The sequence below is a fragment of the Dactylosporangium sucinum genome (assembly GCF_014647515.1).
GTDB classification, from domain to species: Bacteria; Actinomycetota; Actinomycetes; order Mycobacteriales; family Micromonosporaceae; genus Dactylosporangium; species Dactylosporangium sucinum.
On sequence record NZ_BMPI01000025.1, the window covers coordinates 53,813 to 80,551 of the forward strand.

The 26,739-nt window shown below is 74.0% G+C and carries 24 protein-coding genes and 1 pseudogene; 13 read left to right on the plus strand and 12 right to left on the minus strand.

Annotated elements, in window-relative coordinates:
• Window positions 1-180: 180 nt before the first annotated feature.
• The 5 genes from IEZ31_RS56790 to IEZ31_RS24935 all read left to right on the plus strand — a co-directional run bounded on the left by IEZ31_RS56790 (window position 181) and on the right by IEZ31_RS24935 (window position 5,850).
• Window positions 181-774: a PadR family transcriptional regulator gene (locus IEZ31_RS56790; RefSeq protein ID WP_229835812.1), complete on the plus strand. Its 594-nt coding sequence runs from the start codon at window positions 181-183 to the stop codon at window positions 772-774.
• Window positions 771-1,490, plus strand: a complete 720-nt coding sequence (locus tag IEZ31_RS24920; protein WP_229835813.1) for an ABC transporter ATP-binding protein — start codon at window positions 771-773, stop codon at window positions 1,488-1,490. Before IEZ31_RS56790 ends, IEZ31_RS24920 begins: the two co-directional genes overlap by 4 nt.
• Window positions 1,487-3,976 (plus strand): FtsX-like permease family protein, encoded by a 2,490-nt coding sequence (locus IEZ31_RS24925; protein ID WP_190252386.1) that lies wholly within the window; start codon window positions 1,487-1,489, stop codon window positions 3,974-3,976. The genes IEZ31_RS24920 and IEZ31_RS24925 overlap by 4 nt, the downstream gene beginning before the upstream one ends.
• Before the next feature lie 228 nt (window positions 3,977-4,204).
• Window positions 4,205-4,669: an SPW repeat protein gene (locus tag IEZ31_RS24930; protein WP_190252387.1), complete on the plus strand. Its 465-nt coding sequence runs from the start codon at window positions 4,205-4,207 to the stop codon at window positions 4,667-4,669.
• 281 nt (window positions 4,670-4,950) lie between these two features.
• Window positions 4,951-5,850, plus strand: coding sequence for a DMT family transporter (locus IEZ31_RS24935; protein ID WP_190252388.1), 900 nt, complete (start codon window positions 4,951-4,953; stop codon window positions 5,848-5,850).
• A gap of 28 nt (window positions 5,851-5,878) precedes the next feature.
• On the opposite strand, the gene IEZ31_RS24940 is transcribed toward IEZ31_RS24935, so the two are convergent.
• Both IEZ31_RS24940 and IEZ31_RS24945 read right to left on the minus strand, forming a co-directional pair.
• Window positions 5,879-6,766 (minus strand): DMT family transporter, encoded by an 888-nt coding sequence (locus IEZ31_RS24940; protein ID WP_190252389.1) that lies wholly within the window; start codon window positions 6,764-6,766, stop codon window positions 5,879-5,881.
• Between the two features lie 24 nt (window positions 6,767-6,790).
• Window positions 6,791-7,945 carry an MGDG synthase family glycosyltransferase gene (locus IEZ31_RS24945; protein WP_190252390.1) on the minus strand — a complete coding sequence of 385 codons (1,155 nt, stop codon included), beginning with the start codon at window positions 7,943-7,945 and terminating at the stop codon, window positions 6,791-6,793.
• 54 nt (window positions 7,946-7,999) lie between these two features.
• Between IEZ31_RS24945 and IEZ31_RS24950 the strand changes: the two genes are divergently transcribed.
• The gene (locus tag IEZ31_RS24950) at window positions 8,000-8,752 is read left to right on the plus strand and encodes an SDR family NAD(P)-dependent oxidoreductase (protein WP_190252391.1); all 753 of its coding nucleotides are present in this window, start codon (window positions 8,000-8,002) and stop codon (window positions 8,750-8,752) included.
• A gap of 16 nt (window positions 8,753-8,768) precedes the next feature.
• On the opposite strand, the gene hpnH is transcribed toward IEZ31_RS24950, so the two are convergent.
• The 9 genes and pseudogenes from hpnH to IEZ31_RS24990 form a co-directional block, all read right to left on the minus strand.
• Complete coding sequence (hpnH, locus tag IEZ31_RS24955; RefSeq protein WP_190252392.1) at window positions 8,769-9,773, minus strand: adenosyl-hopene transferase HpnH; 1,005 nt, start codon at window positions 9,771-9,773, stop codon at window positions 8,769-8,771.
• Entirely contained in the window at window positions 9,770-10,723 is a 954-nt protein-coding gene (locus IEZ31_RS59420; RefSeq protein WP_373294683.1) for a 4-hydroxy-3-methylbut-2-enyl diphosphate reductase, read from the minus strand. The genes hpnH and IEZ31_RS59420 overlap by 4 nt, the downstream gene beginning before the upstream one ends.
• An 84-nt stretch (window positions 10,724-10,807) precedes the next feature.
• A pseudogene (locus IEZ31_RS59425) lies at window positions 10,808-11,314 on the minus strand (phosphorylase family protein); the annotation flags it as partial.
• The gene (shc, locus tag IEZ31_RS24965) at window positions 11,311-13,221 is read right to left on the minus strand and encodes a squalene--hopene cyclase (RefSeq protein WP_190252394.1); all 1,911 of its coding nucleotides are present in this window, start codon (window positions 13,219-13,221) and stop codon (window positions 11,311-11,313) included. The gene shc and the pseudogene IEZ31_RS59425, both read right to left, overlap by 4 nt.
• Window positions 13,221-14,234: a polyprenyl synthetase family protein gene (locus IEZ31_RS24970; RefSeq protein ID WP_229835814.1), complete on the minus strand. Its 1,014-nt coding sequence runs from the start codon at window positions 14,232-14,234 to the stop codon at window positions 13,221-13,223. The genes shc and IEZ31_RS24970 overlap by 1 nt, the downstream gene beginning before the upstream one ends.
• Window positions 14,231-15,628: a hydroxysqualene dehydroxylase HpnE gene (gene hpnE, locus IEZ31_RS24975; protein ID WP_308429438.1), complete on the minus strand. Its 1,398-nt coding sequence runs from the start codon at window positions 15,626-15,628 to the stop codon at window positions 14,231-14,233. The genes IEZ31_RS24970 and hpnE overlap by 4 nt, the downstream gene beginning before the upstream one ends.
• Window positions 15,625-16,494 (minus strand): presqualene diphosphate synthase HpnD, encoded by an 870-nt coding sequence (gene hpnD, locus IEZ31_RS24980; protein WP_190252396.1) that lies wholly within the window; start codon window positions 16,492-16,494, stop codon window positions 15,625-15,627. The genes hpnE and hpnD overlap by 4 nt, the downstream gene beginning before the upstream one ends.
• On the minus strand, window positions 16,491-17,360 hold the full coding sequence (hpnC, locus tag IEZ31_RS24985) for a squalene synthase HpnC (protein WP_229835815.1): 870 nt from the start codon (window positions 17,358-17,360) through the stop codon (window positions 16,491-16,493). The genes hpnD and hpnC overlap by 4 nt, the downstream gene beginning before the upstream one ends.
• 162 nt (window positions 17,361-17,522) lie before the next feature.
• Window positions 17,523-18,236, minus strand: a complete 714-nt coding sequence (locus tag IEZ31_RS24990) for a polysaccharide deacetylase family protein (protein ID WP_190252398.1) — start codon at window positions 18,234-18,236, stop codon at window positions 17,523-17,525.
• Window positions 18,237-18,372: 136 nt separating this feature from the next.
• On the opposite strand from IEZ31_RS24990, the gene IEZ31_RS24995 reads away from it, so the two are divergent.
• The gene (locus IEZ31_RS24995; RefSeq protein ID WP_190252399.1) at window positions 18,373-19,503 is read left to right on the plus strand and encodes an AI-2E family transporter; all 1,131 of its coding nucleotides are present in this window, start codon (window positions 18,373-18,375) and stop codon (window positions 19,501-19,503) included.
• Here the strand turns inward: IEZ31_RS24995 and IEZ31_RS25000 are convergent.
• The gene (locus IEZ31_RS25000; RefSeq protein ID WP_190252400.1) at window positions 19,479-19,949 is read right to left on the minus strand and encodes an Lrp/AsnC family transcriptional regulator; all 471 of its coding nucleotides are present in this window, start codon (window positions 19,947-19,949) and stop codon (window positions 19,479-19,481) included. The genes IEZ31_RS24995 and IEZ31_RS25000 overlap by 25 nt on opposite strands.
• Before the next feature lie 119 nt (window positions 19,950-20,068).
• Here IEZ31_RS25000 and IEZ31_RS25005 point away from each other — a divergent pair, with 119 nt between their 5' ends.
• From IEZ31_RS25005 to IEZ31_RS25030, 6 genes are all read left to right on the plus strand, one after another.
• Window positions 20,069-20,881, plus strand: a complete 813-nt coding sequence (locus IEZ31_RS25005; protein ID WP_190252401.1) for a tryptophan 2,3-dioxygenase — start codon at window positions 20,069-20,071, stop codon at window positions 20,879-20,881.
• On the plus strand, window positions 20,881-22,146 hold the full coding sequence (kynU, locus tag IEZ31_RS25010; RefSeq protein ID WP_190252402.1) for a kynureninase: 1,266 nt from the start codon (window positions 20,881-20,883) through the stop codon (window positions 22,144-22,146). The genes IEZ31_RS25005 and kynU overlap by 1 nt, the downstream gene beginning before the upstream one ends.
• Window positions 22,147-22,228: 82 nt before the next feature.
• Window positions 22,229-23,542, plus strand: a complete 1,314-nt coding sequence (locus IEZ31_RS25015) for an FAD-dependent oxidoreductase (RefSeq protein ID WP_229835816.1) — start codon at window positions 22,229-22,231, stop codon at window positions 23,540-23,542.
• Window positions 23,539-24,993 carry a 2-hydroxymuconic semialdehyde dehydrogenase gene (locus IEZ31_RS25020; RefSeq protein WP_190252404.1) on the plus strand — a complete coding sequence of 485 codons (1,455 nt, stop codon included), beginning with the start codon at window positions 23,539-23,541 and terminating at the stop codon, window positions 24,991-24,993. Before IEZ31_RS25015 ends, IEZ31_RS25020 begins: the two co-directional genes overlap by 4 nt.
• A complete protein-coding gene (locus tag IEZ31_RS25025; protein ID WP_190252405.1) occupies window positions 24,990-25,790 on the plus strand; it encodes a 2-keto-4-pentenoate hydratase in 801 nt (266 codons plus the stop codon). Before IEZ31_RS25020 ends, IEZ31_RS25025 begins: the two co-directional genes overlap by 4 nt.
• Window positions 25,787-26,668 carry an acetaldehyde dehydrogenase (acetylating) gene (locus IEZ31_RS25030; RefSeq protein WP_190252406.1) on the plus strand — a complete coding sequence of 294 codons (882 nt, stop codon included), beginning with the start codon at window positions 25,787-25,789 and terminating at the stop codon, window positions 26,666-26,668. The genes IEZ31_RS25025 and IEZ31_RS25030 overlap by 4 nt, the downstream gene beginning before the upstream one ends.
• Window positions 26,669-26,739 lie beyond the last annotated feature (71 nt).

The following is a 26,739-nucleotide window of genomic DNA, read 5'->3' on the forward strand; positions in this document are numbered from 1 at the left end:
CTCCCGCACCCCCGCGGCCGACGCCGTGCCGGCCTCGGCGATGACCGCGTCGTACCCGGCGGCGCGGGCGGCAGCCAGTTTCACCATCCGCGGCGTCGCCGGCATGCCTCGGGTTGACGGCGGCGCCGCACGCTCACATACTACTTACTCGGTAACTACTTACTCGATAAGGTCGTTGGGATGAGCGTGAAGTTCGGCCTGCTGGCGTTGTTCGCCGACGGGCCCAAGTACGGCTACCAGTTGCGCACCGAGTTCGAGGAGCGGACCGGGGGCACGTGGGCGGTCAACGTCGGCCAGGTGTACACGACACTGGAGCGGCTCGAGCGGGACGGCCTGGTCGCCGCCGAAGGCACGAATGCCGACGGGCGTGCCATGTACACGATCACCGAGGCCGGCCGGTCGGCGCTGGACGGATGGTTCAGCACGCCGGTGACCGACGCCGACCGGCCCCGCAACGAGCTGGCCGTCAAGCTGCTGATGGCGGCGACCACGCCCGGGGTCGACGTCGCCGCGGTGGTTCAGCGGCAGCGCACGGAGTCGCTGCGGATGATGCGCGACTACACCAGCCTGCGCCGCGACGCCGAGGCCGTCGACGACGTGGCCGGCGTGCTGCTGCTGGACAGCGTGGTCTTCGCGCTGGAGGGCGAGGTGCGCTGGCTCGACCACGTGGAGGCGACCGTCCTGCGCCGCGGCGGCCGGCTCGCCGCTCCCGTCCGGCAGCGCCGCGCGGCCCGATCGGCTGCGCGGCGCGCGGTGGAGCGGAGCGAGCGGTGAGCGCGCAGCCGGTGTTGCGCTTCACGGACGTGAGCCGGGTCTACCGGTCCGGCGAGACGGTCGTGCGCGCGCTGAGCGACCTGACCCTGGAGGTCGCGGCCGGCGAGCTGGTCGCGGTGATGGGCCCTTCCGGCTCGGGCAAGTCCACGCTGCTCGCGATCGGCGGCGGCCTGGACACTCCGACCTCGGGCCAGGTCCGGGTCGAGGGCACCACACTGGAGACGCTCTCGCCGACGGCGCTGGCCCGGCTGCGGCGCGACCGGATCGGCTACGTCTTCCAGGACTTCAACCTCGTCTCCGGGCTGACCGCCGCCGAGAACGTGGCCCTGCCCAGAGAACTGGCCGGTGTCTCCGTCCGGTCGGCGCGTGCCGAAGCGGTCGCCGCGCTGGAAGAGGTGGGGCTCGCCGGCGAGGCTGACCGGTTTCCCGACCAGCTCTCCGGCGGCCAGCAGCAGCGGGTGGCGGTTGCCCGGGCGCTCATCGGTCAGCGCCGGCTGCTGCTTGCTGACGAACCGACCGGGGCGCTCGATTCCGCCACCGGGCAGGCGGTCCTCGATCTGATCCGCGCCCGCGTGGACGCGGGCGCGGCCGGGGTGCTGGTCACCCATGAGGCGCGGTTCGCGAGCTGGGCCGACCGCATCGTGTTCCTGCGCGACGGGGTGATGGTCGACAGCACCGGCGGGCGGGACCGCGCCGAGGAGTTGCTGAGCTCGTGAGCCTTCGCGAAGCGACCCACTCGTGGCGGGTGGCGGTACGGATCGCCCGCCGGTCGGCACGGCGGAGCAAGGCCCGCACACTGCTGGTCGTGCTGATGCTGGCCCTGCCGGTGTACGCCGGCACGGTGATCGCCCTGTCCTACGCGGCCACCTACACGTCGGCGGACGCCGAGGCGGGCTGGCGGCTGGGCCGAGCCGACTACGAGGTCACCGGGGAGGGTGCGGGCACGGTACTCGCGACCCTGCCCGCCGGCAGCCGGACCGTCCCGGTCACCTACGGCCGAACGGTGGTCCGCGCGGGTGACACCTACAGCCTGCGCGACTACGCAGCGGTCGACGTGCAGGCGCCACTGACCCGGGGCATGTTCGTCATCCGCGACGGCCGCGCGCCGCGCGGCCCCGGCGAGCTGGCCGTCTCGGCCACGCTGGCCACGGCGCTCGGGATCCGCGTCGGTGACCGGCTCGCCGTCGGTCTGCCGCCCGTGGAGCGCACCCTGGTGGGCGTCATCGACGCCGCCCGCGAGCTGAGCATCCCGCTGGTGATCAGCCCGGCCGACCAGCGGCTCTCCGGGGACATCCCGCACATCCTGGTGCAGCTTCCGCCGGGCGGAGCGGGCTGGACACCACCGGACCCCGCCCAGCACATGTCCTGCCAGCCTGCGGGCGAAGGGGGGCGGACGTGTGTCTCGTCGTTCAGCACCATCTACCGAGGCGACGTGCGGCCCGGCGCGACCGAGCTGGCGACGCGTACCGCGGCCTTCGTCCTCGTGGTCGGGTTCGCCGGCACGCAGGTGGCCCTGCTCGCCGGTGCGGCGTTCGCGATCGGCGCCCGCCGGCAGCGCCGCGAGCTGGCCATGATCAGCGCGATCGGTGCCGGGCGCTCCCAGGTCGCCCGGATGGTGCTCGCCAACGGGCTGGTGCTCGGCGCGTTCGCCGGGATCTCCGGCGTCGCGCTCGGCGCGCTGACGTATTGGCTCAACCGCGACGTCGTCGAACGGATCGCCAACCATCCCCTCACCCCGGGCGCCGTACCGGTGCCGTGGCTGGCCGGGATCGCGCTGTTCGCCGTCGCCGTCGGACTGCTCGCCGCGCTCGGACCGGCGCGCGCCGTGTCCCGGCAGATCCTGCGAGCCGCGCTCGCCGGCCGGGAAGCCGCGCCGCGAGCCAGCAACCTGCGCTGGGTGATCGGCGGCGTGCTGATCTCCGCCGCCGGCGCCGCCGTCGCGGTACAGGCGGCCGGCCCGACCGGCAGCATCGTCACCGTCGCCGCCGGTACGGTGGCGATCCTGCTCGGCGTCACCGCGTTCGCGCCCGTCCTGGTCGCCGCGGCCGGCCGGCTCGCGAGGCGGTGGCCGCCGGCCGTCCGGCTGGCGGCCCGGCATGCGGCCCGGCATCGGCTGCGCACGGCCGCCTCGGCCGCCGCCGTCTGCACGGCGGTCGCCGGCAGCATGGCACTCATGCTCTACAACGCGGCGGAGAGCACCGAGCGCATGGCGCTCCAGCCCAACGCGCGCACCGGCCAGGTGCTGTTGCCCGCACAGGTCGCCACCCATCTGACACCCGAGCGGCTGCGCGAGGTGGAGCGGACCCTGCCCACCCGGGGCAGCGTGCTGCTCACGGTGCTCGTCGATCACGCGCACCTGGCGCCTGAGCCGGCACCGGCATACGGCACGACCGGCGTGCCGGCACTCCCGTCCCAGACCGTGGCCGTCGGCGGCGCGGAGCTGATCCGGGCGGTGACCGGCACGGAGGCGCCGCCCGCCGCCCTGGCGGCGCTGCACGACGGCGGCGCGGTCGTGTTCTACCCGTCCCTGACCACCGGCGGGATGCTCGCGATCGGTGACGACATGCGGCTGCCGGCCACCCTGGTGCCCGCACCGGACTACTACACCGACCTGCCCGGCGCCGTGGTGTCCGAGCAGACCGCGAACCGGCTCGGCCTGCAGACCAGCCCCGGTGGCGTCGTCATCGACACCACCCGCGCCCCGACGGCGGCCGAGCTCGCCGCCGCCAACTCCCGCGTGCTGGCCGCCCAGGTCGAGACGGACCCGTCCGGCGCCGACCCCGCGCAGGCCGCGGTCGGCGCGAAACCGATCGTCAACGGCCGCGACTACGGCGCGATGTTCCTCGTGCTCGCGCTGGTCAGCGGCATCGTCACGCTGGCCGCCAGCGCGGTCGCGGTCGGGCTGGCCACCTCGGAGATGCGCGACGACCTGTCCACGCTGGCCGCGGTGGGCGCCGATCCGCGCATGCGGCGGCGGATCGCGGCGGCTCAGGCCGGGCTGCTCGTCGGGATCGGCACGCTGCTCGGCATGGTCGGCGGCATCGCGCCCGCCGCCGGGATGGTGGCGTTCCGCGGGGACCTGGAGTGGCACGTGCCGTGGCTGCCGCTGGCCATCACCGTGCTCGTCGCGCCCGCGCTCGCCGTGGCGGCCACCGCCGTGCTGACCCGGCCCCGATTGGTCCTCGTCCGCAGGATCGGCTGACCACGTCCTGCGGTCTGCCTCGGCGGAGCGGGCGCCCGAACCCGGCCGTCCACTCCGCCGGGGCAGCGGGCGTCCACCCGGCTCGCGGCCGTGCGGCGGAGCGACCTCAGCGTGCCTGAATCACCCGCATAACCGCCCGGCCGGATGTGTAAGCCGACGTGCATTCGGGTGGCCGAAGGGGTAGCGGGAAACGTAAGGACGACGCAGATGAGCTTCAGGAGGTGCGTCATGTCCGAGGTATCTGATTACCGGACGATCTCGGAGCATCCGGACGTCGCCGAGATGCGTCAGCGGTACGAGCGAATCACTGCCAGCGGCCAGGCGAGCGTCATCGACGGACTGGTGCTGCTGGCCGGCGCGTGGCTGGCCATTTCCCCATGGATCGTGCATTTCAACACGTCCGCGCCGAGCGTAACGATCAACAACCTGATCCTGGGGGTCATGGTGAGTGTGATCGCGCTTGGCCTGACCTGGGCGCCGGCGCGAATGTACCGGCTGAGCTGGGCGATGACGGCGATCGGCGTCTGGGTCATCATCGCGCCGTTCGTGACCCGGCAGGTGAGCGCCGGCGTCGTCTGGACCAACGCGGTGACCGGCGCGGTGACGCTGCTGCTCGGCCTCGCCGCGGTCGGGATGCTGTTCTCGGCGGCTCGCACGGGTAGCAGACAGACACCGGCGGCGCCTTCGCGGTGAACCTGGTGAACATCCGTGGCGCCCGCCCCGGCGGGTGGGCGCCACCGACCCCGGTGGAGCCGGGGTCGTTCAATCACCCAGTGGTGGCGGTGGTCCCGTCCTCGCCGCGGGTAGCGTGAACCGTGGTGACAGTCGGTGGCGCTCGTTTGCGGTTCGGGCGTCACCTCCTCATTCCGGACCCGGCACGACGCACGGAGGCCGGTTCGATGACGCGAGGAGGAACGACGGGTATGACAGCGGCACCGGATGTCCGGCACCGCGCCGTCGGGTAGCTCGCGGCGATGATCTACATCCTGGCGGTGTGCGCCGCGGCGCTGAGCGGCATCGGCAATGCCATCCAGCAACGCGCGGCGGTGCGTGCACCGGCCGGAGCCACACTGCACTGGCGGCTGCTGGGATACCTGCTCCGGCAGCGGCTGTGGCTGTGCGGTCTCGGCATCGCGGTGGCCGGCAACATCATGACCGGGGCGTCACTGGGCCTCGGCACCGTCACGCTGGTGGAGCCGCTGACGGTCACGTCGCTGCTGTTCGCGCTGCCGGTCGCGGCGATCTGGAGCCGGTACCGGCTCGGCCTCCGCGAGTGGATCGGCGCGCTCGCCGTCGTCCTCGGCCTGGCCACGTTTCTGGTGGCCGGGCAGCCGAAGCCGGGCCAACGGCCGGATGCCCCGCTGTGGCAGTGGGCGCTCGCCGCGGGTGCGATCGGACTGATCACCTGGGGACTGGTCCACGTGGCCCGGCGGCTGCGGCCACAGCACGAGGCGTCCGTGCTCGGCCTCGGCGCGGGCATGCTGTTCGGGCTTCAGGCGGCGTTGACCAGCACCGCCGCGCACCGGCTGTTCAGCGACGGGCTGCCGGCGGTGCTGCTGACCTGGACGCCGTACGCGGTCGTGGGGGTCGCCGCCGTCGGCATATTGCTGGCACAGAGCGCCTACAAGCTGGCGCCGCTGTCGATCTCGTATCCGGCGGTGACCGCCGCGGAGCCGCTGGCCGGGATCGCCATCGGAGTCGGCGTGCTCGGCGGCGCGGTGCGGATCGGGCCGCTGGTGATCGTCGCACAGATCGCCGCGCTGGCGCTGATGATCGCCGGCATCTACGCGGTGGCCGCCTCCCGGCTGGTCGAGGCGCACCACCGGCACCGGTTCCACCCTCCCCATCTGCATGTCGGGTCAGGTCATCGCTAAACCCACCCGCTCTGCTGCCCGGCGGCCGTCAGCTCGGGCTCGGCTGTCCGCCGGGCTCCGCCTGTTGCTGGCGGATGTCCGACCGCGTGGTGCTGGCCAGCCAGATGCAACCGATCATGGCGATCACGGCGACCACCTCGATCGCGAGCCGCGGCCCCTCGGTGGCGATCTGCTCGTGGAACGCGGTGACGCCGATCGCGACACCGACGGCGGGGTCGACGATCGTGATCGCCGTGAGCGGCACGGCGATCCGCGAGCTCTGGAAAGCGTTCTGGTTGAGGCTCACCGCGGCGAGCCCGACGACGATGAGCGCATAGGTCTGCCCGCGGGTGAAGATCGCGAGCGGCGCCGTGGACAGCTGTTCGGTCAACGCCTTGAGCAACGAGGCGGCGATGCCGTACAGCAGGCCGCTGGAGACGCCCAGCAGCACGGCCCGGACCGAGTTGCCGGCCCACCATGCGCCGGCCAGGCACACCCCGAGCACCGGCCCGGCCCACAGCGCGACACCCAGCCAGTCCGCCACCGACGGCTCGGTGATGCCGGGGCGGGGATCGGCGGCGATGAGGAACGCGGCCAGGCTGGCCCCGCCGAGCGCCACCACGGCGTAGTCGCGCGCGTGGACGCGTCGCCGGTTGAGGGCCGCGGCCAGCGGTATGGCCAGGAACAGGCCGGTGACCAGCAGCGGCTCGACCAGGATGAGCGGCCCGAAGGTGAGCGCCACGGCCTGCAGCGCGGTGCCGATGCCCTCGGGCACCCAGGCCAGCAGCCACCTGGGCCGCCGCACCAGGCGGAGCAGCAGCCGCGGATCGAGCGGTGTCGCCCGCTCCTCCTTCTTGGCCTCACTCTGCTCGAGTGCGGCACCGACGGCGAAGGCGGCCGCCGAGCCCAGCGCTGCGACAACCGCGACGACACTCATGACGCCCGCCCGGTGGCGTCGCCGTCACCGGTGGCCGGCATCGCCGCAGGCGAGCATCGGCCGTTCGCCGGCGGCGACGTCGGCGATGCCGGCCGCGGGATCCGCGGCGAACAGCGCCATCCCGGCGTCGCGGGATCGCCGGGACCCCTCGCCGCCCACGGCCTCGGTGAGCGCCCGTCCGAGCTCGTCGGGGCCGCTGACCAGGGTGGTCACCCCGGCCTCGGCCATGGTGACCGCGCTCGCCCTGCCGTGGCCGGGAAGCGGCCGGTACGTGAGCACGGGCAGCCCGCAGGCCATGGCTTCCAGCGCGGTGAGTCCGCCGCCGTTCTCCACGAGCACGTCGGCGGCGCGCAGCAGCTCCGGCATGTCGTCCACCCAGCCGAGGACGTGCCCGATGCCGGCCCGCGTCAGCCGGCGCCGCAGCGCCGTGTTGTGGCCGCAGACCGTGACCGGGATCGCGGCGCCCGTGGCCGCGATCTCGGCGGCCGTCGCGGCCACCTCGCCGACACCCCACGCGCCGGCGACGAGCAGCGCGAGCCGGCCGTCCGGCGGCAGGCCGAACCGTTGCCGTGCCCGCCGCTTCGCCGCCGCCGAGGCCGGGCGGCACCGGGGCGACACCAGGCGGCCGGCCACCCGGACGTCGCTCGCTCCGTAGGCGAGCGCCTGGACGCGGCTGGTCTCGTGCGCCGCGAAGTGGACGTCGACGCCGGGAGAGAGCCAGATCGGATGCACGGCGAAGTCGGTCAGGTAGGTGATCACCGGCACGGCGAGGTGCCCGTCGCGGCGCAGCGGGCCGAGCAGCTGGCTGGCGATCGGGTAGGTCGACACCACCGCGTCGGCATCGGCGGGCAGCGCCCGGCGCATCCGGGACCGCACCGGACGCAGCAGGGCGCGCGTGATCGGTCCGGCGCCCCGGAACCGGCAGGCGATCGCGAACAGGCCGTCGTAGATCCACGGCAGCCGCAACAGCATGCCGTGGTATGTGCCGCGCAGCAACCGCCCGAGCCGCCACGGGAAGACGTCGGTGACGTCCATGCAGTCGACCTGGAAGCCACGGTCGCGCAGCCGGGCCGCCAGCTCGCGGGTCGTGCCGTCGTGCCCGGCGCCGACGCTGGCCGAGATCACCACGACGCGGCGACGCATGTCGGCGCGGACCGGACCAGACTCGGTGGTGGACACGCCAGGCGATCTACCGCGAAGCGTGTGCTTCTAACCCGTCAAGAAAGGAATCCGATGCGGATCGCGGGCCGGGTCGCACTCGTCACCGGCGCCTCCTCGGGCATCGGCTGGGCCGCGGCGCTGCGGCTGGCCGACGCGGGCGCGCGGCTCGTCCTGCACGGCCGGGACCGGCGGCGGTTGTCGGCGTTGGCCGGACGTACCGGCGGGTTCCCGGTGGCGGGCGACCTCGCCGACCCGCAGGAGGCGAGCCGGCTGGCGGCCGAGGCGGAGCGGCTCGCCGGCGGCGTGGACATCCTCGTCAACAACGCCGGCGTGGGCTGGGCCGGACCGTTCAGCGCGATGGCGCCGCCCGACATCGAGCGGCTGGTCACGGTCAATCTGGTCGCGCCGATGCGGCTCACCCGGGCGCTGCTGCCGGCGATGTGCGCCCGCCGGGACGGGTGCGTGATGTTCGTGACGTCGATCGCCGGCCGGACGGGCGTGGCCGGCGAGGCGGTCTACTCGGCGACCAAGGCCGGCCTCGACAGCTTCGCCGAGAGCCTGCGGCTGGAGGCGCGCGGCTCAGGCGTCGGGATCGGCGTGCTCGTGCCGGGGGTCGTCCAGACCGAGTTCTTCCGGCGCCGGGGGCGGCCGTACGAACGCCGCAGCCCGCGGCCGCTGCCCGTGGACCGGGTCGCAGACCTGCTGGTCGGGGCGATCGCGACCGGCAGCGCCGAGCGCTACGCACCCGGCTGGTTGCGGCTGCCGGTCGCGGTCCGCGGGGCGGCCCCCGGACTGTACCGGTGGCTGGCCGCCCGGTTCGGCTGACACTGTCCGGCCCGCGCTACCCGGCGCGCAACGCCCGCAGCGACTGCCTGAGCGACGACATCGTCGCCAGCACGGCCGTCGGTTCGTAGCCGCAGTGCGCCATGCAGTTCGCGCAGCGTGCGTCGCGGCCCCGGCCGTAACGCTCCCAGTCGGTGCTCTCCACCAGCTCCCGGTAGGTGCTGACGTATCCGTCGGCCATCAGGTAGCAGGGTCGCTGCCAGCCGAACAGCGAGTACGACGGCACCGCCCAGGCGGTACACGGGAAGTCGATCCGGCCCTCGAGGAAGTCGAGGAACAGCGGGGAGTGGCTGAGCCGCCAGCGTCTGCGCCGGCCGTCGGCGAAGGCCTTGCGGAACAGCTCGCGCGTCTGCTCGACACCGAGGAAGTGCTCCTGGTCGGGGGCCTTCTCGTAGGCGTACGCCGGCGAGATCATCATCTCGTCGACCCGCAGCTCGTCGTTGAGGTGGTCGAGAACGTCGATGACGGTCTGCGGCGTGTCAGTGTTGAAGAACGTCGTGTTGGTCGTGACGCGGAACCCGCGCCGCTGCGCCTCCCGCACGGCGGCCACGGCCTCGTCGAACACGCCGTCCTTGCACACCGAGGCGTCGTGGCGTTCCCGGAGGCCGTCGATGTGGACGGTGAACGAGAAGTACCGCGACGGCGTGAACTTGTCGATCTTCTTCGGCAGCAGGACGGCGTTGGTGCACAGGAACACGTACTTCTTGCGCTTGACGAGCTCGGCGGCGATGGTGTCGATCTGCGGGTGCATGAGCGGCTCGCCGCCGGCGATGGACACCATCGGCGCGCCGCACTCGTCGATCGCGGCGAGTGCCTGCTCGACGGGCATGCGGCGCTTGAGAACGTCGGCCGGGTGCTCGATCTTGCCGCACCCGGCGCACTTGAGGTTGCAGGCGAACAGCGGCTCCAGTTCGACCAGCAGGGGAAACTTCTCACGGCGCCGCAGCTTCTGCCCGACCAGGTACCGGCCGATCCGCAGCCGCTGCCGCAGGGGAATGCTCATTGTCGTACCTCCTTGGGCAACATGAACCGGACGTCCTCGCTCACCGCGGTGTGCTCCCGGGCCGCCTGCGCACCGAGCCCGGACAGCGCGCCGACCACTTCGTCGACGAGCACGGGCGGTGCCGAGGCGCCGGCGGACACGCCGACGGTGTGGACGCCGGCCAGCCACCGCAGGTCGATGCCGGCCGCGCCGTCGACCAGGTACCCGGGCGTTCCGGCACGTTCGGCCACCTCGACCAGGCGGCGGGAGTTCGACGAGTTGGCGGAGCCGACGACGATCATCGCCCCGCAGGTGGCCGCGACCTCCGACACCGCGCGTTGCCGGTTGGTCGTGGCGTAGCAGATGTCGTCGGACGGCGGGGCGGCGAGGTCGGGGAACCGGTCCCGCAGCACCGCGAGGATGTCGGCGACGTCGTCGACGGCGAGGGTCGTCTGGACCAGGTAGGACACCCGCCGCGGGTCGTCGACCCGGACCTGCTCGGCGTCCCGGACGTCCTGGACCAGGCGGATCCGGTCGGGCGCCTCGCCGAGGACGCCGTCGGTCTCCTCGTGGCCGGCGTGCCCGATGAGCAGGATGGTGTCGCCGTGCTCGGCGAACCGGCGGGCCTCGCTGTGCACCTTCGTGACGAGCGGGCAGGTGGCGTCGATGGCGGACAGCCGCCGGGTGGCGGCGGCCGACCGGACCGCGGGCGAGACGCCGTGCGCGGAGAACACGGTCACCGCTCCCTCGGGGACGTCGTCGACGTCGTCGACGAAGACCGCGCCCCGTGCGGAGAGGTCGGCGACCACGTGCGTGTTGTGCACGATCTGCTTGCGGACGTACACCGGCGGTCCGTGCAGCTCGAGGGCGCGTTCCACGACGAGGATGGCGCGCTCCACCCCGGCGCAGAACGAGCGGGGCGCGGCGAGCACGACCCGGCGGACCGTGGTGGCCGCCGCCCACTCGTCCAGTCCGGCGGCCACGGCCGGCAGGGCCGCCAGCGCCGTGCGCAGCTGCCCCAGGGTGCTCGGCTGGAGCAACGCACCGGTGTCGGCGACGACCCGCACGCAGGCGGCGGGCCGGTCCGCGGGCCCGGCGAGCAGCCAGGCCGACTCCAGGTCCACCGCCAGCGCGCCGGTGGCGGCGAGCTGGTCCCGCGTCGCTCCCCGTGCCAGCCGCTCCGTGCTCACCACCGGTCCGGTCCGGACCGTGAGCCCATGGCGGCGCAGTGCGCCCGCGAGCATGGCGGCGGCGGGGAGCACGGTCGTCGCGGGCCGCGGTCCGGTGACCCACGGGGCGGCGCGGACCTCGGTGGCCACGACGACATCGCCGGGCTGCAGCGCCGCGTCCAGCCCGCCGCCGACACCGGCCACGGCGAGTGCCCCGGCGTCGGCCACGGCGATCGAGCGGGCGGCGCGTTCGGACCGGCGGCGCCCGACACCGGTGTGCAGGACGGCGCCGTCCGCGCCCGGCAGGGCCCGGCGCAGCTCGGCCGCCTCCATGCGCATCGGTGCGCAGAGGACCCAGCCACCGTCCGTGCGCTGCCGTGCCGGCGTACTCATCGGTCCTCCTGTGCGGTGCCCCGCAGGACGCGGCCGAGGGCGCTGATCGGGAACACCAGCCGGTACAGGTGGTAGTTGATGTAGAAGTCGCCCGGGAAGCCGGTGCCGGTGTAGTGCGGCTCGTCCCAGGTGCCGTCGGGGCGTTGGGTGTCGAGCAGCCACGCCAACGCCCGGCGCGCGGCCGGCGCCCGATGCTGGCCGGTGGCGTGCAGCGCCAGCAGGGCCCAGGCGGTCTGCGACGCGGTCGACGCCCCGCGCCCGCGCACGGCCACGTCGTCGTAGGAGCGCAGGTCCTCGCCCCAGCCGCCGTCGCCGTTCTGGTGGTGCAGCAGCCAGTCCACGGCCCGCCGGATCGCCGGGTGCTGCGGTTGGATGCCGGCGGCGACCAGGGCGGGGACGACGCAGCCGACGCCGTACACGTGGTTGGCGCCCCACCGGCCGAACCAGGAGCCGTCGGACTCCTGCGCCCGCAGCAGCCACCGCACGCCCCCGCGGGTGACGGCCGAGTTCGTCAGGCCCTGGGCGCACAGCGCCTCCACGATGTGGGCGGTGACGTCGGCGCTGGGCGGGTCGATGACCTCGCCGAAGTCGCAGAACGGCAGGTCGGCGACGAGTGCGCGGTCGTTGTCGGCGTCGAAGGCGCCCCAGCCGCCGTCGCGGGACTGCATGCCGACCAGCCAGCGGGTGGCCCGGTCCAGCACGGCGTGGTCGCGCAGCGGGGTACGCCGCAGCGCGAGGATCACCTCGGCGGTGTCGTCGGTGTCGGGGTAGCCGTCGTTGTCGAACTCGAACGCCCACCCGCTCGGCGGGACGTGCGCGCGGCGCACGGCCCAGTCGCCACGAGCGGTGATCTCCTCCCCGACCAGCCAGTTCCCGGCGCGGGCGAGCGCGGGATCGTCGTGCGGGAGCCCCGCGTCGGCCAGCGCCGTGACCGCGAGCGCGGTGTCCCACACCGGCGACTGGCAGGCCTCCAGCCGGCGGACCGTCCCCTCGGGCGTCTGCTCCCGGACGGTGAAGCGCTCCAGTCCCTCCAGCCCGGCCCGCATCACCGGATGCGTGAGGGGATACCCGAGCAGGTGCAGGCCGATGAGCGAGTACACCCACGGCGGCTGGATGCCGCCCCAGGAGCCGTCGGCCTCCTGCCGGGCCACGATCCACTCGGCGGCCCGGCGCAGCGCGTGGCGGCGCAACGAGCGGGCGGCGACGCGTTCGTAGCCGCGCACCGCCAGGTCGAGACGGTGCAGCCAGCCGGCCCGGCGCGACAGCGGCGGCGGTGGCGGCGGTCGCAGCCCGGTGCGCAGCTCGGGCAGCGAGAAGCCCAGCGGCCGCACGGGTCGGGTGGCCCGGACGATCGACAGCGGCACGATGGTCTGCCTGGCCCAGCACGCGAAGTCGTACACGTTGAACGGCACCCAGGCGGGCAGCAGGACGAGCTCGGGCGGGATGGCGGGCACCTGGTGCCACGGCCACTCGCCGAACAGCGCCAGCCAGATGCGGGTGAACACCCGGCTGCGTTCGACGCCGCCGTTGGCCCGGACGAACGCGGCGGCCGTCGTCATGTGCGGCGCGTCGGGCGCGTCGCCGGCCAGGCGCAGCGCCGCGTACGCCTCGATGGTGGTGGACAGGTCGCCCGGCCCGCCGTGGAACGTCGCCCAGGCACCGTCGTCGAGCTGCCGGGACCGGATCCAGCGGGCCGTCTGCGCGGTCAGCTGCTCGTCGGAGATCCCGAGGAACCGGCGCAGCAGCAGGTCCTCGGCCTCCATGGTCACGTTGGTCTCCAGTTCGCCCTTCCACCAGCCGGCGGCGTCCTGCAGCCCGAGCAGGTGCGCCGTCGCCCGGTCCAGGCCGGCCCGGCCCCGGTCGAACAGCTCGTCGCGGGCGGGCACCTGCGTCAGCACCTCGGTCATCAGTGGTCACGCCCCGTCACGAGGCGGGCGAGGCCCACCAGGTCGTCGTGCACGTCCGCGGGCAGGTCGAGCGCGGCGAGCTCGTCGAGCGCGCCGGCCAGGTGCCGATCGGCCTGGTCCTGGACCCAGTCCCGGGACCCGGACTCCTCCAGGAGCCGGCTCGCGGTCATGAGGTCGGCCTCCTGCAGCTCGTGCGTGGACGCGTACAGCGACCGCAACGCGTCGCCGGCGGCGGTGCCGGAGGTGAGCGCGTGCACGATCGGCACCGACTTCTTGCGCGCCCGCAGATCGGAGCCCACCGGCTTGCCGGTGCGCCCGGGCTCGCCCCAGATGCCCAGCTGGTCGTCGACGAGCTGGAAGCTCATCCCCAGGTGAACGCCGAAGCGGGACAGGCCCTGGGTCAACGCCGCGGGCGCGCCGCACAGCAGTGCCCCCAGCGTGCAGGCGCAGGACATCAGCGCCGCGGTCTTGTCGGCGGCCATCGCGAGGCACTCGTCGAGGCTGACGTCGTCCCGGCGTTCGAACTCCAGGTCGGCGGCCTGCCCGGCGATCAACCGGTGCACGTCCGCGTCCAGGCGCCGGGCCGCCTGGGCGCCGCCCGGCCGGCTGTCGCCGGCGAGCGCGTCGTGGGCGAGGATCATCAGGGCGTCGCCGGCGAGGATCGCGGCCGCGGTACCGAAGACCGCCCAGGCGGTGGGGCGGTGGCGGCGCATCGTGTCCTGGTCCATGACGTCGTCGTGCAGCAACGAGAAGTTGTGGGCGAGCTCGACGGCGGCGGCCGCGGCGGTGCCCCGCTCGGGTGGATGACCCGCGGCCCGGGCCGACAACAGGGCCAGGGCCGGGCGGATGCCCTTGCCGCCGGCCGCGGTGGGCGCGCCGTCGGCGTCGCAGTAGCCCAGCTGGTATGCGCCGACGCGCTGGTTGCGGGGGTCGAGGCGACCGAGGAGGTCCCTGATCCGGGGCTCGACCAGGGCGGGCACCTGATCGAGGCAGGCAACGGGTGCGATGGTCAACGTGTGCCCTCCAGGTTTCGGTTCGAAGACACGAGGTGGGCGAGCACGACGTCGGCGGCGCGGTGACCGCTGCGGACGGCGCCCTCCATCGTGTCCGGCCATCCCGTGTCGGTCCACGCGCCGGCCAGGACGAGGCCGGGCAGGCGGGTCGCCGCGCCGGGGCGCAGCGCACGAGTGCCGGGAGCCTGCCGGAACGTGGCACTCGGCTCGCGGGTGACGAACGTTTCCAGCACCCGCGCCGACCGCGCCGCGGGGAAGAGCCGGGCGACGGCGGCGGCGTAGGTGGCGGCCAGCCGCCTCGCCGGAACCGTGATGGTGTCGTCCGCGGCGGAGATCGAGACCACCAGGTACTGCCCGTCGGTCATCGACGCCGGCGTGCGGTCGAAGACCCACTGGACCGGGGACTCGACCGCCGCGGCGAAGGGCAGGCGGGTGACGGCCGAGTCGTAGCGCAGATGGACGTTTACGATCGGGGCGCTGCCCAGGTGTTGCCAGTCGTCCCGGTCGTGGGACGCCCCGGCCGGCACCAGCTGCGCGGCCGCGGCGTGCGGAACGGCCAGGACGACCGCCTCGGCGACGAGCTCGTCCTGGACCGAGCGGCCGCCGGCGCCGCCGATCGCGACCCGGAACCCGGTGGTGTCCGGCTCGACCCGCTCCACCCTGCTCCCGGTGGCGACCCGCACGCCGAGCCGGGTCAGCAGCCGGTGCGCGGGACGGCCGTGCAGGCTGGACAGCGGTACGAGCGGGCGCCCGATGTCGCCGGCGTCGGCCCGCTCCAGCAGCCCGGTCCGGAACACCCGCGCGGCGAGGGCCAGCGACGCGTGCTCCGCGGGGGTGTTGAGCGCGGCGACGGTGATCAGGTCCCACAGCCGGCGCACCGCCCGGGAACCCTGGCCGTGGTCCGCGAGCCACCCGCCGAAGCTGCGCCGGTCGTTGTCCGGGTCGTCCGGATCCACGGTGCGCAACGCGGCGGCCGCCCTGATCGCGTGCCACCGCTCCCGGGCGTCGAGCAGGGAGTACCCGGCCAGCGCCGGGAGCAGGTGGGCCGGTGCGGGCAGGCCGCGCGTGCGGGCCAGCACGTGCGGCGCCCGCCCGGGCGCCAGGATCGGGACGGAGAACCGTGGCTGCAGCTGCGTCAGGCCGGTGCTGCCGAGCCGGTCGAGCAGGGCCCGGTACCGCTCGTAGCAGCGCAGGAACACGTGCTGCCCGGTGTCCACGACGAGACTGCCGTGGTCGAACGAGTACGTCGCCCCGCCGAGCTCGCTGCGCCGCTCGAACAGCGTCACCCGGTGCCCGGCGTCGGCGAGGCGGACGGCGGCGGTGATGCCCGCGAGCCCACCGCCGACGACGCACACGTCCCGGCCGGCGTCCGCCGCTGGTGGACCCGGCGTCACGCCGTCCGCCTGACGAGTGCACGGACGGCGACCATGGCCTTCGCCCGGGGCGGCAGGGAGAGCCGCGTCCGGGTGACGGCCATCGGATCGTGCACGATGCGGGCCAGCAGCCGGTGGTAGATGCCGGCCATGGCCGCGGTGCAGGCGGCGCTGCGCGCGTCCAGCATCGGCAGCAGCTGCAGGCCGGTCTCGTACCACCGCTCGGCGCGCTCGGCCTCGAAGCGTACGAGGGCGATGAAGCGGTCGGGCGGGTCGGCGAAGCCGTCACCCTCGAGCTCCAGGTTGCAGCCGAACCGGTCGAGGTCGTCCTTGGGCAGGTACACCCGGCCGTTGTGGCGATCCTCCCGCAGGTCGCGCAGGATGTTGGTCAGCTGCAGGGCGATGCCCAGCCCGTCGGCCAGCCCGGCCGCCCGTGCCGGTGCGCCCGTGTCGAACACGCCCAGCGACAGGCGCCCGACGGAGCCGGCCACACACCGGCAGTACCACAGGAGGTCGTCGATCGTGGCGTAGGTGGTGCCGCGGACGTCGGCGGCGCAGCCGTCGATCAGCTCGTCGAAGGCGTCCAGCGGGATGGGCAGCCGCCGCGCGGCGTCGTGCAGGGCCAGCAGCACCGCGTCGTCCGTGGCCGCCTCCGGCAGGCGGTGCAGCGACTCGCGGACCCGGTCGAGCCGGGCCAGCTTCTCGTCCGGGGGCAGGTCACCGTCGCCGATGTCGTCGATGCGGCGGGCGGTGGCGTACACCGCCGACAGTGCGCGTCGCTTGTGCTTCGGCAGCAGGCGGATGCCGTAGGAGAAGTTGCGGGCCTCCCGCCGGGTGATCTCCTCACACCGCCGGTACGCCTCGTCGACGGTGGCGGCCGCGCTCACCCGGTGCTCCTGACCATCGCGGCGAGCCAGCACGCCGCGATGTCACGCCTGCGGGGGCGTGGCGGCCCGGGCAGCGGGTCGTACCCGCTGCGCTCCAGCGCCCGCAGCGTCGCGTACCCACCGGCGAGGTAGCCGCCGACCGCCACCCGGGCCCAGCCGTGCAGCGCGGTGAGCAGCGGCGCACCGGTGTCCAGCCAGGCCTTCGCGCGCCCGGCCTCGAAGCGGACGACGGCACGCAGCGCGTCGCTCGCGGTGGCCGCGGCCAGGTCGCTGCCGGGCACACCGAACCGGTCGAGATCGGCCTCGGGCAGGTAGACCCGGCCGCGCCGGTGGTCCTCGGCGACGTCCTGGAGATGCTCGACGACCTGCAGCGCGGTGCAGATGCGGTCCGACAGCACGATGCGGGCCGGGCCGGCCTGACCGAACACGTGCAGGACGAGCTCGCCGACGGGATCGGCCGACAGCGAGCAGTACCGCACGAGCTCCTCGACGGTGCCGTAGCGGGTGACGACCTGATCGACGCGGTTGGCCTCGATCAGGCGCAGCAGCGGCCCGGCGGGAAGCCGGCACGCGTCCACCGTGGGGGCGAGCGCGCGCAGCACCGGGTGCTGCACCCGCTGTCCGTCGTACAGCCGGTGGACCTCCGCCTCGAACGCGTCGAGCATCGCCGTCCGGTCGGCCGCGGTCACTCCCGCGATCGGTTCGTCGCCCAGGTCGTCGACGAACCGGGCGTAGCGGTACAGCGCGAACAGGTGCCGGCGGGTGGATCCGGGCAGGATTCGGAGCGCCACCGGGAAGTTCTCGGCAGCGGCACGCTCTTCCAGCGGGACGCGCCCATCGGGCAGTGCCGCCGACTCCGTCGTCACGTCGCTCATGTCAGGCCGCCGCCCCAGCGCCGGCGACGGCTTGTGACGCTGCGAAGAGATCCATGCCGCACATGGCGGAGCGCTACCCGCAATCCCCGCTCGTAACCGCCACCCCGCCTCGCCGGTGGCCGGCCCGGCGTCCGCCTCGCAGGGAGCCGCCCGTCACGGAAGATGGTGGCTCATCCGGGCGAATCGAAGCCCCTGCCGCTCGCACTCGCCGGCTATCGCCGTCAGCGCGCCGAGGGCTGAGCGCCAGGCACCCGGGGCCGCCGCGCAGTCGCTGTCGTGCAGCAGCAGGGTGGCGCCGCCACGGATACCTCCGGACCGGAGGTGGGACAGGACTGTGCCGGGGGTGGCGCCGGCCTCCCAGTCGCGGCCCCAGGCGCTCCAGAGCACCGGACGCAGGCCGAGCCGGGCCGCCGCGAGCACGCTCCCCGCCGAGAGGATGCCGTACGGCGGGCGGAACCAGACGGGCGGCACCCCGCAGGTGCGCAGGATCAGGTCGGCGGTCCGGGCGAGCTCGTCGTAGACGTGGCCCGGCGTCATCCGGAGGTGATCGCGGTGGGTCCAGCCGTGGACGCCGATCTCGTGCCCGTCCTCCCGCATCCGGTGCAGCAGGCCGGGTGCCCTCGCCGCCATCTCGCCGAGCACGAAGAACGTCGCGGGGATGCGCAGCCGCTCCAGCGACCGCAGGAAGGCCGGGGTGGACCCGGGGTCCGGACCGTCGTCCAGGGTGAGCGCGACGGTGCCCGGGCGGCCGACGCCGCTGAGGGCCCGCAGGCGGCGGCGCACCGATGGCAGCGCCGTCACCGCGGGACCGGCGTGCAGCGCCACGACGGCCGCGGACACGCCCGTCGCCAGAAGCCAAGGTCTCATGCCAGTACACCTCCCGGTGCCGGCGCAAGCGGCTACCCGGTGGCGTGGCGTCGAAACGGCGGGTCGCGCCGAGCAGGATGCCGCGCATCGCCGCTCGGGTGCGGTTCGGAGATCCCGCGCCGGGTACCGCGCCCGCATGCGACCGGACCCGATGCGGCTGGCCGCTCGTGTGCCCGGATGGCTGCTGACCGCCGCCGCGGTGACCGGATGCCTGCTCGTGCTGGGCGCCGGCGCCTACGCGCTCATCCGCGTCCTCGTGGTGATCGCTCCCGTGGTGCTGGCGGTCGTGGCGGCGCTGCTGCTCACCGCGCTCGTCGCGCCGATGACCCGGCTGCTGCGGGCGCTGCGGCTACCCGACTGGCTCGCCGCCCTGCTGACCGTGCTGGCGCTCCTGCTCGTGCTGCTCGGCAGCCTGGTGCTGATCGGCCTGCGGGTCATCAGCCAGTTCGAGGATCTGCGGCGGGAGCTGACCAGCGGACTGCGCCGGTTGCACCAGATGCTGGTGTCCGGACCGCTGCACCTCGACGAGCGGCAGGTCACGGCACTGACGACCGGGGCGCAGCGCGCGGTGCGCAGCGCGATACCCGGTCCGGCGGCGGGCGCGGCGGGCGCCGCCGAGACCCTCACGGCGGCGGTGCTGACCCTGTTGCTGCTGTTCTTCCTGTTGCGCGACGGGACGACGGCGTGGCAGCGGGCCACGGCGCTCGTGCCGGAGCGCCGGCGGGGCAGGCTGACGGCCGCGGCGGCGGCCGGGTGGCACTCCGTCACCTGGTACGTGCGCGGCATCGTCGTGATCGCGGCGGTGGACGCGATCGGCATCGGCATCGCGCTGGTCGTGCTGCGGGTTCCGCTCGCCCTGGCGCTGACCCTGCTGACCTTCATGGCGGCGTTCGTGCCGATCGTCGGCGCGACCGTCGCCGGTACCGTCGCCGTGGGGGTGGCCTTCCTGGCCCACGGGCCGACAACCGCGCTGCTCGTGCTGGCGGCGGTGCTCCTGGTCCAGCAGACGGAGGGCCACCTGCTGCATCCGCTGGTGATGCGCCGGGCGGTCCGCCTGCACCCGGTGGTGACGCTGCTGGCCATCGGTGTCGGCACCCTGCTCGCCGGGATCGCGGGTGCGCTCGTCGCGGTGCCGACGTGCGCGTTCGTCTATCACGCCGTCGCCGGATACCGCAGCGCCGCACGGGCCGAATCGGCTCCGCCCGAGCCGGCCGCCGACGCCGGCGACCAGCCGGGAGACGATCACTCAGACGATCGCGATCCTTGATCAACAGTCGGCGACAGGGGCGACAGGGGGCGCCAGCGCAGCGGGGTGGACAGGACCATCGTGCTCGACGGCTGGCCGTACGGGGCCAAACGATCAATCGTGGACTCGAAGTCCTCCATCGACGCCGTCACGACCTTCAGGATCGAGCACGCGTCGCCGGTCACCCGGTGGACCTCCAGCACCTCGGGCCAGTTCAGCACCTCGGGATCGCGCAGCACGCACCGTGGGCCGTAGCACGACATCCTGATCAGCGCGACGACGTGCCGGCCGGCCTTGGTCAGGTCGACGTGTGCGTGGTAGCCGGTGATCACCCCGGCGGTCTCCAGACGGCGAACCCGCTCGGCGACCGCCGGGGGTGAGAGGTGGACCCGGCGGGACAGTTCCGAGTAGGAAAGCCGGGCGTCATCCTGCAGTTCGCGCAGCAGCGCCCAGTCCATGCTGTCCACGGACACCTTCCGTTCGAAAAGTCGATCATGCGTTTCGGTTTCCATCCCCTACGTGACCAGCGTAAACGACCGTTGGTCAACTCTTTCGTGGAGGTGGGTCGCGGTACCAGGATTGAGGGGTGAGCGGTCCGATCCTCGACTTTCCCGATCAGGTCCCATACGACGCGTACGTCCACGCCAGCACGCTGCACTCGCTGCAGCAGCCGCTGAGCAAGGACCCCGGCGAGATGTCGTTCCTCATGGTCAGCCAGGTGATGGAGCTGTGGTTCGGGCTGGCGTGCCACGAGCTGCGCGAGACCCAGCGGCTCCTGCGTGAGGACGACGTGTGGGGCGCCATCGCCCCGCTGCGCCGCATCAAGCTGCATCTGGAAGGGCTCGTCGCCGCCTGGAACGGGCTGCGCTGGATGACGCCGTCCGACTTCAACCGGTTCCGCGCGCAGCTCGGCGAGGCGTCGGGCTTCCAGTCGGCGATGTACCGCCACCTGGAGTTCCTGCTCGGCCTCAAGAACGAGGCACTGATCCGGCCGTTCAAGCGGCAGGCCGACCTGTACCAGGACCTGACCGCCGCCCTTGCCGCGCCGAGCGTGTGGGACGACGTCACCGCGATGCTCGCCCGGCGTGGCTTCGAGATCCCCGCCGAGGTGACCGACCGCGACCACACGCGCGAGTACGAGCCGTCGCCGCAGGTCGAGCGGGCCTGGGTGGAGATCTACCGCGACGATCGCGGCGACAATCCGCTCTACCTGCTCGGCGAGGCGCTGACCGACGTCGCGGAGGCGTTCGGCGACTGGCGGTACAAGCACCTGACCGCGGTGCAACGGACCATGGGCAACAAGCCCGGCAGCGGCGGCTCCTCCGGCGCGGCGTGGCTGACCCGCAGCCTGGCGCGGGTCGTCTTCGCCGAGCTGTGGTCGGCCCGGACGGTGATCTGATGCGGCTCGAAGCAGAGGCCCGGCGGCTCGACGCCGGCGACCCGGGGCATCGGGAGCTGTTCCTCGTGCCGCCCGCCGAGGGCGGCGACTACCCGGAGACGGCGTACCTGGCCGGCAACTCGCTCGGCCTGCAGCCGCGCGCCGTGCGGGGCGAGCTGCTGCAGGAGCTCGACGCGTGGGCCCGGCTCGGCGTCGAGGGGCATCTGGAGGCCGAGCGGCCCTGGCTGCCGTACCACGAGCTGCTGCGCGAGCCGGCCGCCCGCCTGGTCGGCGCGCTGCCGGCCGAGACGGTGGTGATGAACTCGCTGACCGTCAACCTGCACCTGCTGATGGTCTCGTTCTACCGGCCGGAGGGCGCGCGCACGCTGATCGTCGTGGAGGACACGGCGTTCCCGTCGGACAGCTACGCGGTGCGCAGCCAGGCCGCCTTCCACGGCCTCGACCCGGACGAGACCGTGGTGCGCACGAACGACCCGCTGGCGGCGATCCGCGAGCACGGCGACCGCGTCGCGCTGGTCCTGCTGGGCGGGGTCAACTACCTCACCGGCGAGCTGATGGACATCCCGGGGATCACGGCGGCGGGGCACTCGGCCGGCGCGGTCGTCGGGTGGGACCTGGCGCACGCGGCCGGCAACGTTCCGCTGCGGCTGCACGAGTGGGGCGTCGACTTCGCCGCGTGGTGCTCGTACAAGTACCTCAACAGCGGGCCGGGAGCGGTGGCGGGCGCGTTCGTGCACGAGCGGCACGCCGGCGGCGACCGGCCCCGGTTCGAGGGCTGGTGGAGCACCGAGGCGGCGACCCGGTTCGAGATGGCGCCGGTGTCCCGGCCGCCGCGGAGCGCGGACGCCTGGCAGGTGTCCAACCCGCCGATCCTCGCGATGAGCCCGGTGCGCACGTCCCTGGAGCTGTTCGACACGATCGGCATGCCGGCGCTGCGGGCGCGCAGCGAGCGGCTCACCGCATACCTGCAGTCGCTGCTGGACCCGATCGGCGTCGAGGTCGTGACGCCGCGCGACCCGGCCCGGCGCGGCTGCCAGCTGTCGCTGCGCGTGGCCGACGCCGGCGGGTTGAGCAAGAGCCTGCGGCACCGGCACGGGGTGATCGCCGACAGCCGCGAGCCCGACATCGTGCGGCTGGCGCCGGTGCCGCTGTACTCGACCTACCACGACTGCTGGCGGGCCGCCGCCGCGATCGCGCACGAGGTGGGGGGCATCATGGGCTCAGTGTGGAAGGCATGCGGCCGGAGCGAAGCGGAGGGGGCATGACCGGTTCCGGAGCGAAGCGGAGGAGGCCGGGCATCATGGGCTCAGTGTGGAAGGCATGCGGCCGGAGCGAAGCGGAGGGCGCATGACCGACGTCGCCGTGATCGGGGCCGGGCTCACCGGCAGCCTGCTCGCCTGCTTCCTGGCCCGGCGCGGGCACACCGTGACCGTGTACGAGCGCCGCCCCGACCCGCGCACCACCGCGGCGGAGCGCGGCCGGTCGATCAACCTGGCGCTGTCGGAGCGGGGCATCGACGCGCTGCGCCGCGTCGGCCTGCACGAGCGGGCGCTCGTCGACGCGCTGCCGATGCGCGGCCGGATGATCCACCCGGTCGCCGGGGAGCTGGACTTCCAGCAGTACAGCCTGGACGGGCAGCGGGCGATCAACTCGATCAGCCGGGGCGCGCTCAACAACGCGCTGCTCGACGCGGCCGCCGCGACCCGCGGGGTGAGCATCGTCTTCGAGCACCGGCTGACCGGTCTCGACCCGCTGGTGTTCGCGACGCCGGACGGCGAGGCGCGGGCGAGCGCCGACGTCGTCATCGGCGCCGACGGGGCGGGCAGCGCGGTGCGCGGCCAGCTGCTGGGCATGGGGCTGCTGGACGAGTCGGTCGACTTCCTCGACTACGGCTACAAGGAGCTGACGATCGCGGCGGGCCCGGACGGCGACTTCGCCCTGGACCCGGGCGCGCTGCACATCTGGCCGCGCGGCACGTCGATGATGATCGCGCTGCCCAACCCCGACCGGACGTTCACCTGCACGCTGTTCTGGCCCAACGGCGGCACGTCGAGCTTCGCCTCGCTGGGCAGCCCGGCCGCGGTCGAGCGGCACTTCCGGGCGGTCTACCCGGATGTGGTACCGCTGATGCCCGACCTGGTCGACGACTACCGGCTCAACCCGGTCGGCCTGCTCGGCACGGTCCGCTGCGGGCCGTGGCAGGCGGCAACGCCGGGCGGCCCCGTCGGCCTGATCGGCGACGCCGCCCACGCGATCGTGCCGTTCTACGGGCAGGGCGCCAACTGCGGGTTCGAGGACTGCGTCGAGCTCGACCGGGTGCTCGACGAGACCGGCGACGACTTCGCCGCCGCGCTGCCGCTGTTCGAGGCCCGCCGCCGCGACGACGTCGAGGCGATCGCGACGATGGCGCTCAACAACTTCGTGGAGATGCGGGACAAGGTGGCCTCGCCGGTGTTCCAGCTCGGCAAGAAGATCGAGCACGCGCTGGAGCGCGCGCTGCCCGGCCGTTACGTCTCCCGCTACGAGCTGGTCTCGTTCAGCACCACGCCCTACGCGCGGGTGCGGGACCGGGTGCGGCGCCAGCACCAGGTGCTCGGGGCGGTCGGCGCGCTCATGCTCGGCGCGCTCGGCGCCGCCGTGGTCAGGGGGTGGCGGCGATGACGCTGCGGCACTTCGTCGGCGGGCGGTTCGTCGCCACCGGCCGGACGTTCCCGAAGCTCAGCCCGGTCACCGGTGACCTCGTCACCGAGGTGTGCGAGGCGGACAGGTCCACTGTGGACGCCGCGGTGGCCGCGGCGCGGGCGGCCGTGCGCGGCCCGTGGGGGCGCACCAGCGAGCTGGAGCGCGCCGCCGTCCTGCGCCGGATCGCCGACGAGCTGGAGCGGCGCTTCGACGACCTGGTCGCCGCCGAGGTCGCCGACACCGGCAAGCCGGTCGGCCAGGCGCGCACGCTCGACATCCCGCGCGGAGCGGCCAACTTCCGGGCGTTCGCCGACATCGTCGCCGCGGCGCCGGCCGAGTCGTTCAGCACCGTCACCCCGGCCGGCGGGCGCGCCCTCAACTACGCGGTGCGCAAGCCGGTCGGCGTGGTCGCGATCGTCGTGCCGTGGAACCTGCCGCTGCTGCTGCTGACCTGGAAGGTGGCCCCGGCGCTCGCCTGCGGCAACGCGGTCGTGGTCAAGCCCTCCGAGGAGACGCCGTCCTCGGCGACGGTGCTCGCCGAGGTGATGGCCGCCGCCGGCGTGCCCGACGGCGTCTTCAACCTCGTGCACGGCTTCGGGCCGGACTCGGCGGGGGAGTTCCTCACCCGCCACCCGGGCGTCGACGCGATCACGTTCACCGGTGAGTCCGCGACCGGCTCGGCGATCATGCGCGCCGCCGCCGACGGGGTGAAGGCCGTCTCGTTCGAGCTCGGCGGGAAGAACGCCGGCCTGGTGTTCGCCGACACCGACCTCGACGCGGCCGTCGCCGGCTCGGTGCGTTCCAGCTTCACCAACGGCGGCCAGGTGTGCCTGTGCACCGAGCGGCTGTACGTGCAGCGCCCGGTCTTCGACGAGTTCGTCACCCGGCTGGGCAAGGCGGCGTCCGACCTGGCGTGGGGGTGGCCGCAGGACGAGGGCACCGGCACCATGCCGCTGATCTCCGGGCAGCACCGCGAGAAGGTGCTCGGCTACTACGACCTCGCCCGCACGGAGGGCGCCACGGTGGTGGCCGGCGGCGGGGTGCCGGCGTTCGGCGACGCCCGCGACCGCGGCGCGTACGTCCAGCCGACCGTGCTCACCGGCCTCCCGCCGCACGCCCGCACCAACCGTGAGGAGATCTTCGGCCCGGTCTGCCACGTGGCGCCGTTCGACACCGAGGAGGAGGCGTTCGCGCTGGCCAACGACAGCGACTACGGCCTCGCCGCGACCGTGTGGACCCGCGACGTCGGCCGGGCGCACCGGGCCGGCCTCGCGCTGGACGCCGGGCTGGTCTGGGTCAACACCTGGTTCCTGCGCGACCTGCGCTCGCCGTTCGGCGGGGTCAAGGCCTCCGGCATCGGCCGCGAGGGCGGCATCCACTCGCTCAACTTCTACTCCGAGCTCACCAACGTCTGCGTGGACCTCTCATGACCGATGTGCAGAAGGCGGCCGAGGCGCTGCTGGCCGCCTACGAGACCGGCACCCCGATCCCGCCGCTGCGCGGGACGGTGCTGCCGGAGGGCGACGTCGCCACGGCGTACGCCGTGCAGCGGGCCCAGGCCGAGCGCTGGGAGGCCGCCGGTCGGCGGCCGGTCGGCGCGAAGATCGGCCTGACCTCGCCGGCCGTGCAGAGCATGTTCGGCGTCTTCCAGCCGGACTTCGGCGTGCTGTACGCCGACATGGCCGTTCCCGACGGCGCCCCCATCCCGGCCGGCAAGCTGCTGCAGCCGCGCGTGGAGGTCGAGGTCGCGTTCGTGCTCGGCCGCGACCTGCCGCACGAGCAGGTCACCGTCGTCGACGTCATCCGGGCCACCGAGTACCTGCTGCCGGCGATCGAGGTGGTCGACTCGCGCATCGCCGGCTGGGACATCTCCATCGTGGACACCGTGGCCGACAACGCCTCCAGCGGCCTGTTCGTGCTCGGCACCGCGCCGCGCCGCCTGGCCGACGTCGACCTGCGCCTGTGCGGGGCCGTGGTGGAGCACGCCGGCGAGCCGGTCTCGGTCGGCGCCGGCGCCGCCTGCCTCGGCAACCCGGTGCACGCGGTCGCCTGGCTGGCCACCACCCTGGCCGCGGCCGGCCGCCCGCTGCGCGCCGGCGATCTCGTGCTGTCCGGCGCGCTCGGCCCGATGGTGCCGGTGCCCGTGACGGCCGCGGGACCGGTGTACGAGGCGCGGGTCTCCGGGCTCGGGTCGGTCCGGGCCGTCTTCGAAGGGAGCGCACGATGACCGTCGGCGTGGCGGTCGTCGGGTCGGGCAACATCGGCACCGACCTGATGATCAAGGTACTGCGGCTCTCGGAGTCGCTCTCGATGATCGCGATGGCCGGCATCGACCCGGACTCCGACGGGCTCGCCCGCGCGCGGCGGCTCGGCGTCGCCACGACCGCGGCCGGCGTCGACGGCCTGGTCGCCATGCCCGAGTTCGCCGACGTGCGGATCGTCTTCGACGCGACGAGCGCCGGCGCCCACCGGCACAACGACGCGGTGCTGCGGGCGCACGGCCGCCGGGTCGTCGACCTCACGCCCGCCGCGATCGGGCCGTACGTCGTGCCGCCCGTCAACCTCGACGAGCACCTCGCCGCGCCCAACGTGAACCTCGTGACGTGCGGCGGGCAGGCGACCGTGCCGATCGTCGCGGCGGTCGGTGCGGTGAGCCCGGTCGCCTACGCCGAGATCGTCGCCTCGATCGCCTCGAGGTCGGCCGGCCCCGGCACCCGGGCCAACATCGACGAGTTCACCGTCACCACCGCCCGCGCGCTGGAGGTCGTCGGCGGCGCCGCCCGGGGCAAGGCGATCATCGTGCTCAACCCGGCCGACCCGCCGCTGCTGATGCGCGACACCGTGTACTGCGTCTGCCCGGACCGCGACGCCGACCGGACCGCGATCGCCGCGTCGGTCGAGGCGATGGTCAAGACGGTCGGCGGGTACGTGCCCGGCTACCGCCTCAAGCAGGAGGTCCAGTTCTCCGCCGACCCCGAGGGGCTGCTCGTGACGGTGTTCCTCGAGGTCTCCGGCGCCGGGCACTACCTGCCCGCCTACGCCGGCAACCTCGACATCATGACCTCCGCCGCGCTCCAGGTCGCCGAACGGATGGTCGCTGCATGACCGGTTCCGGAGCGAAGCGGAGGAGGCCGGTCATCATGGGCTCAGTTTGGAAGGCATGCGGCCGGAGCGGA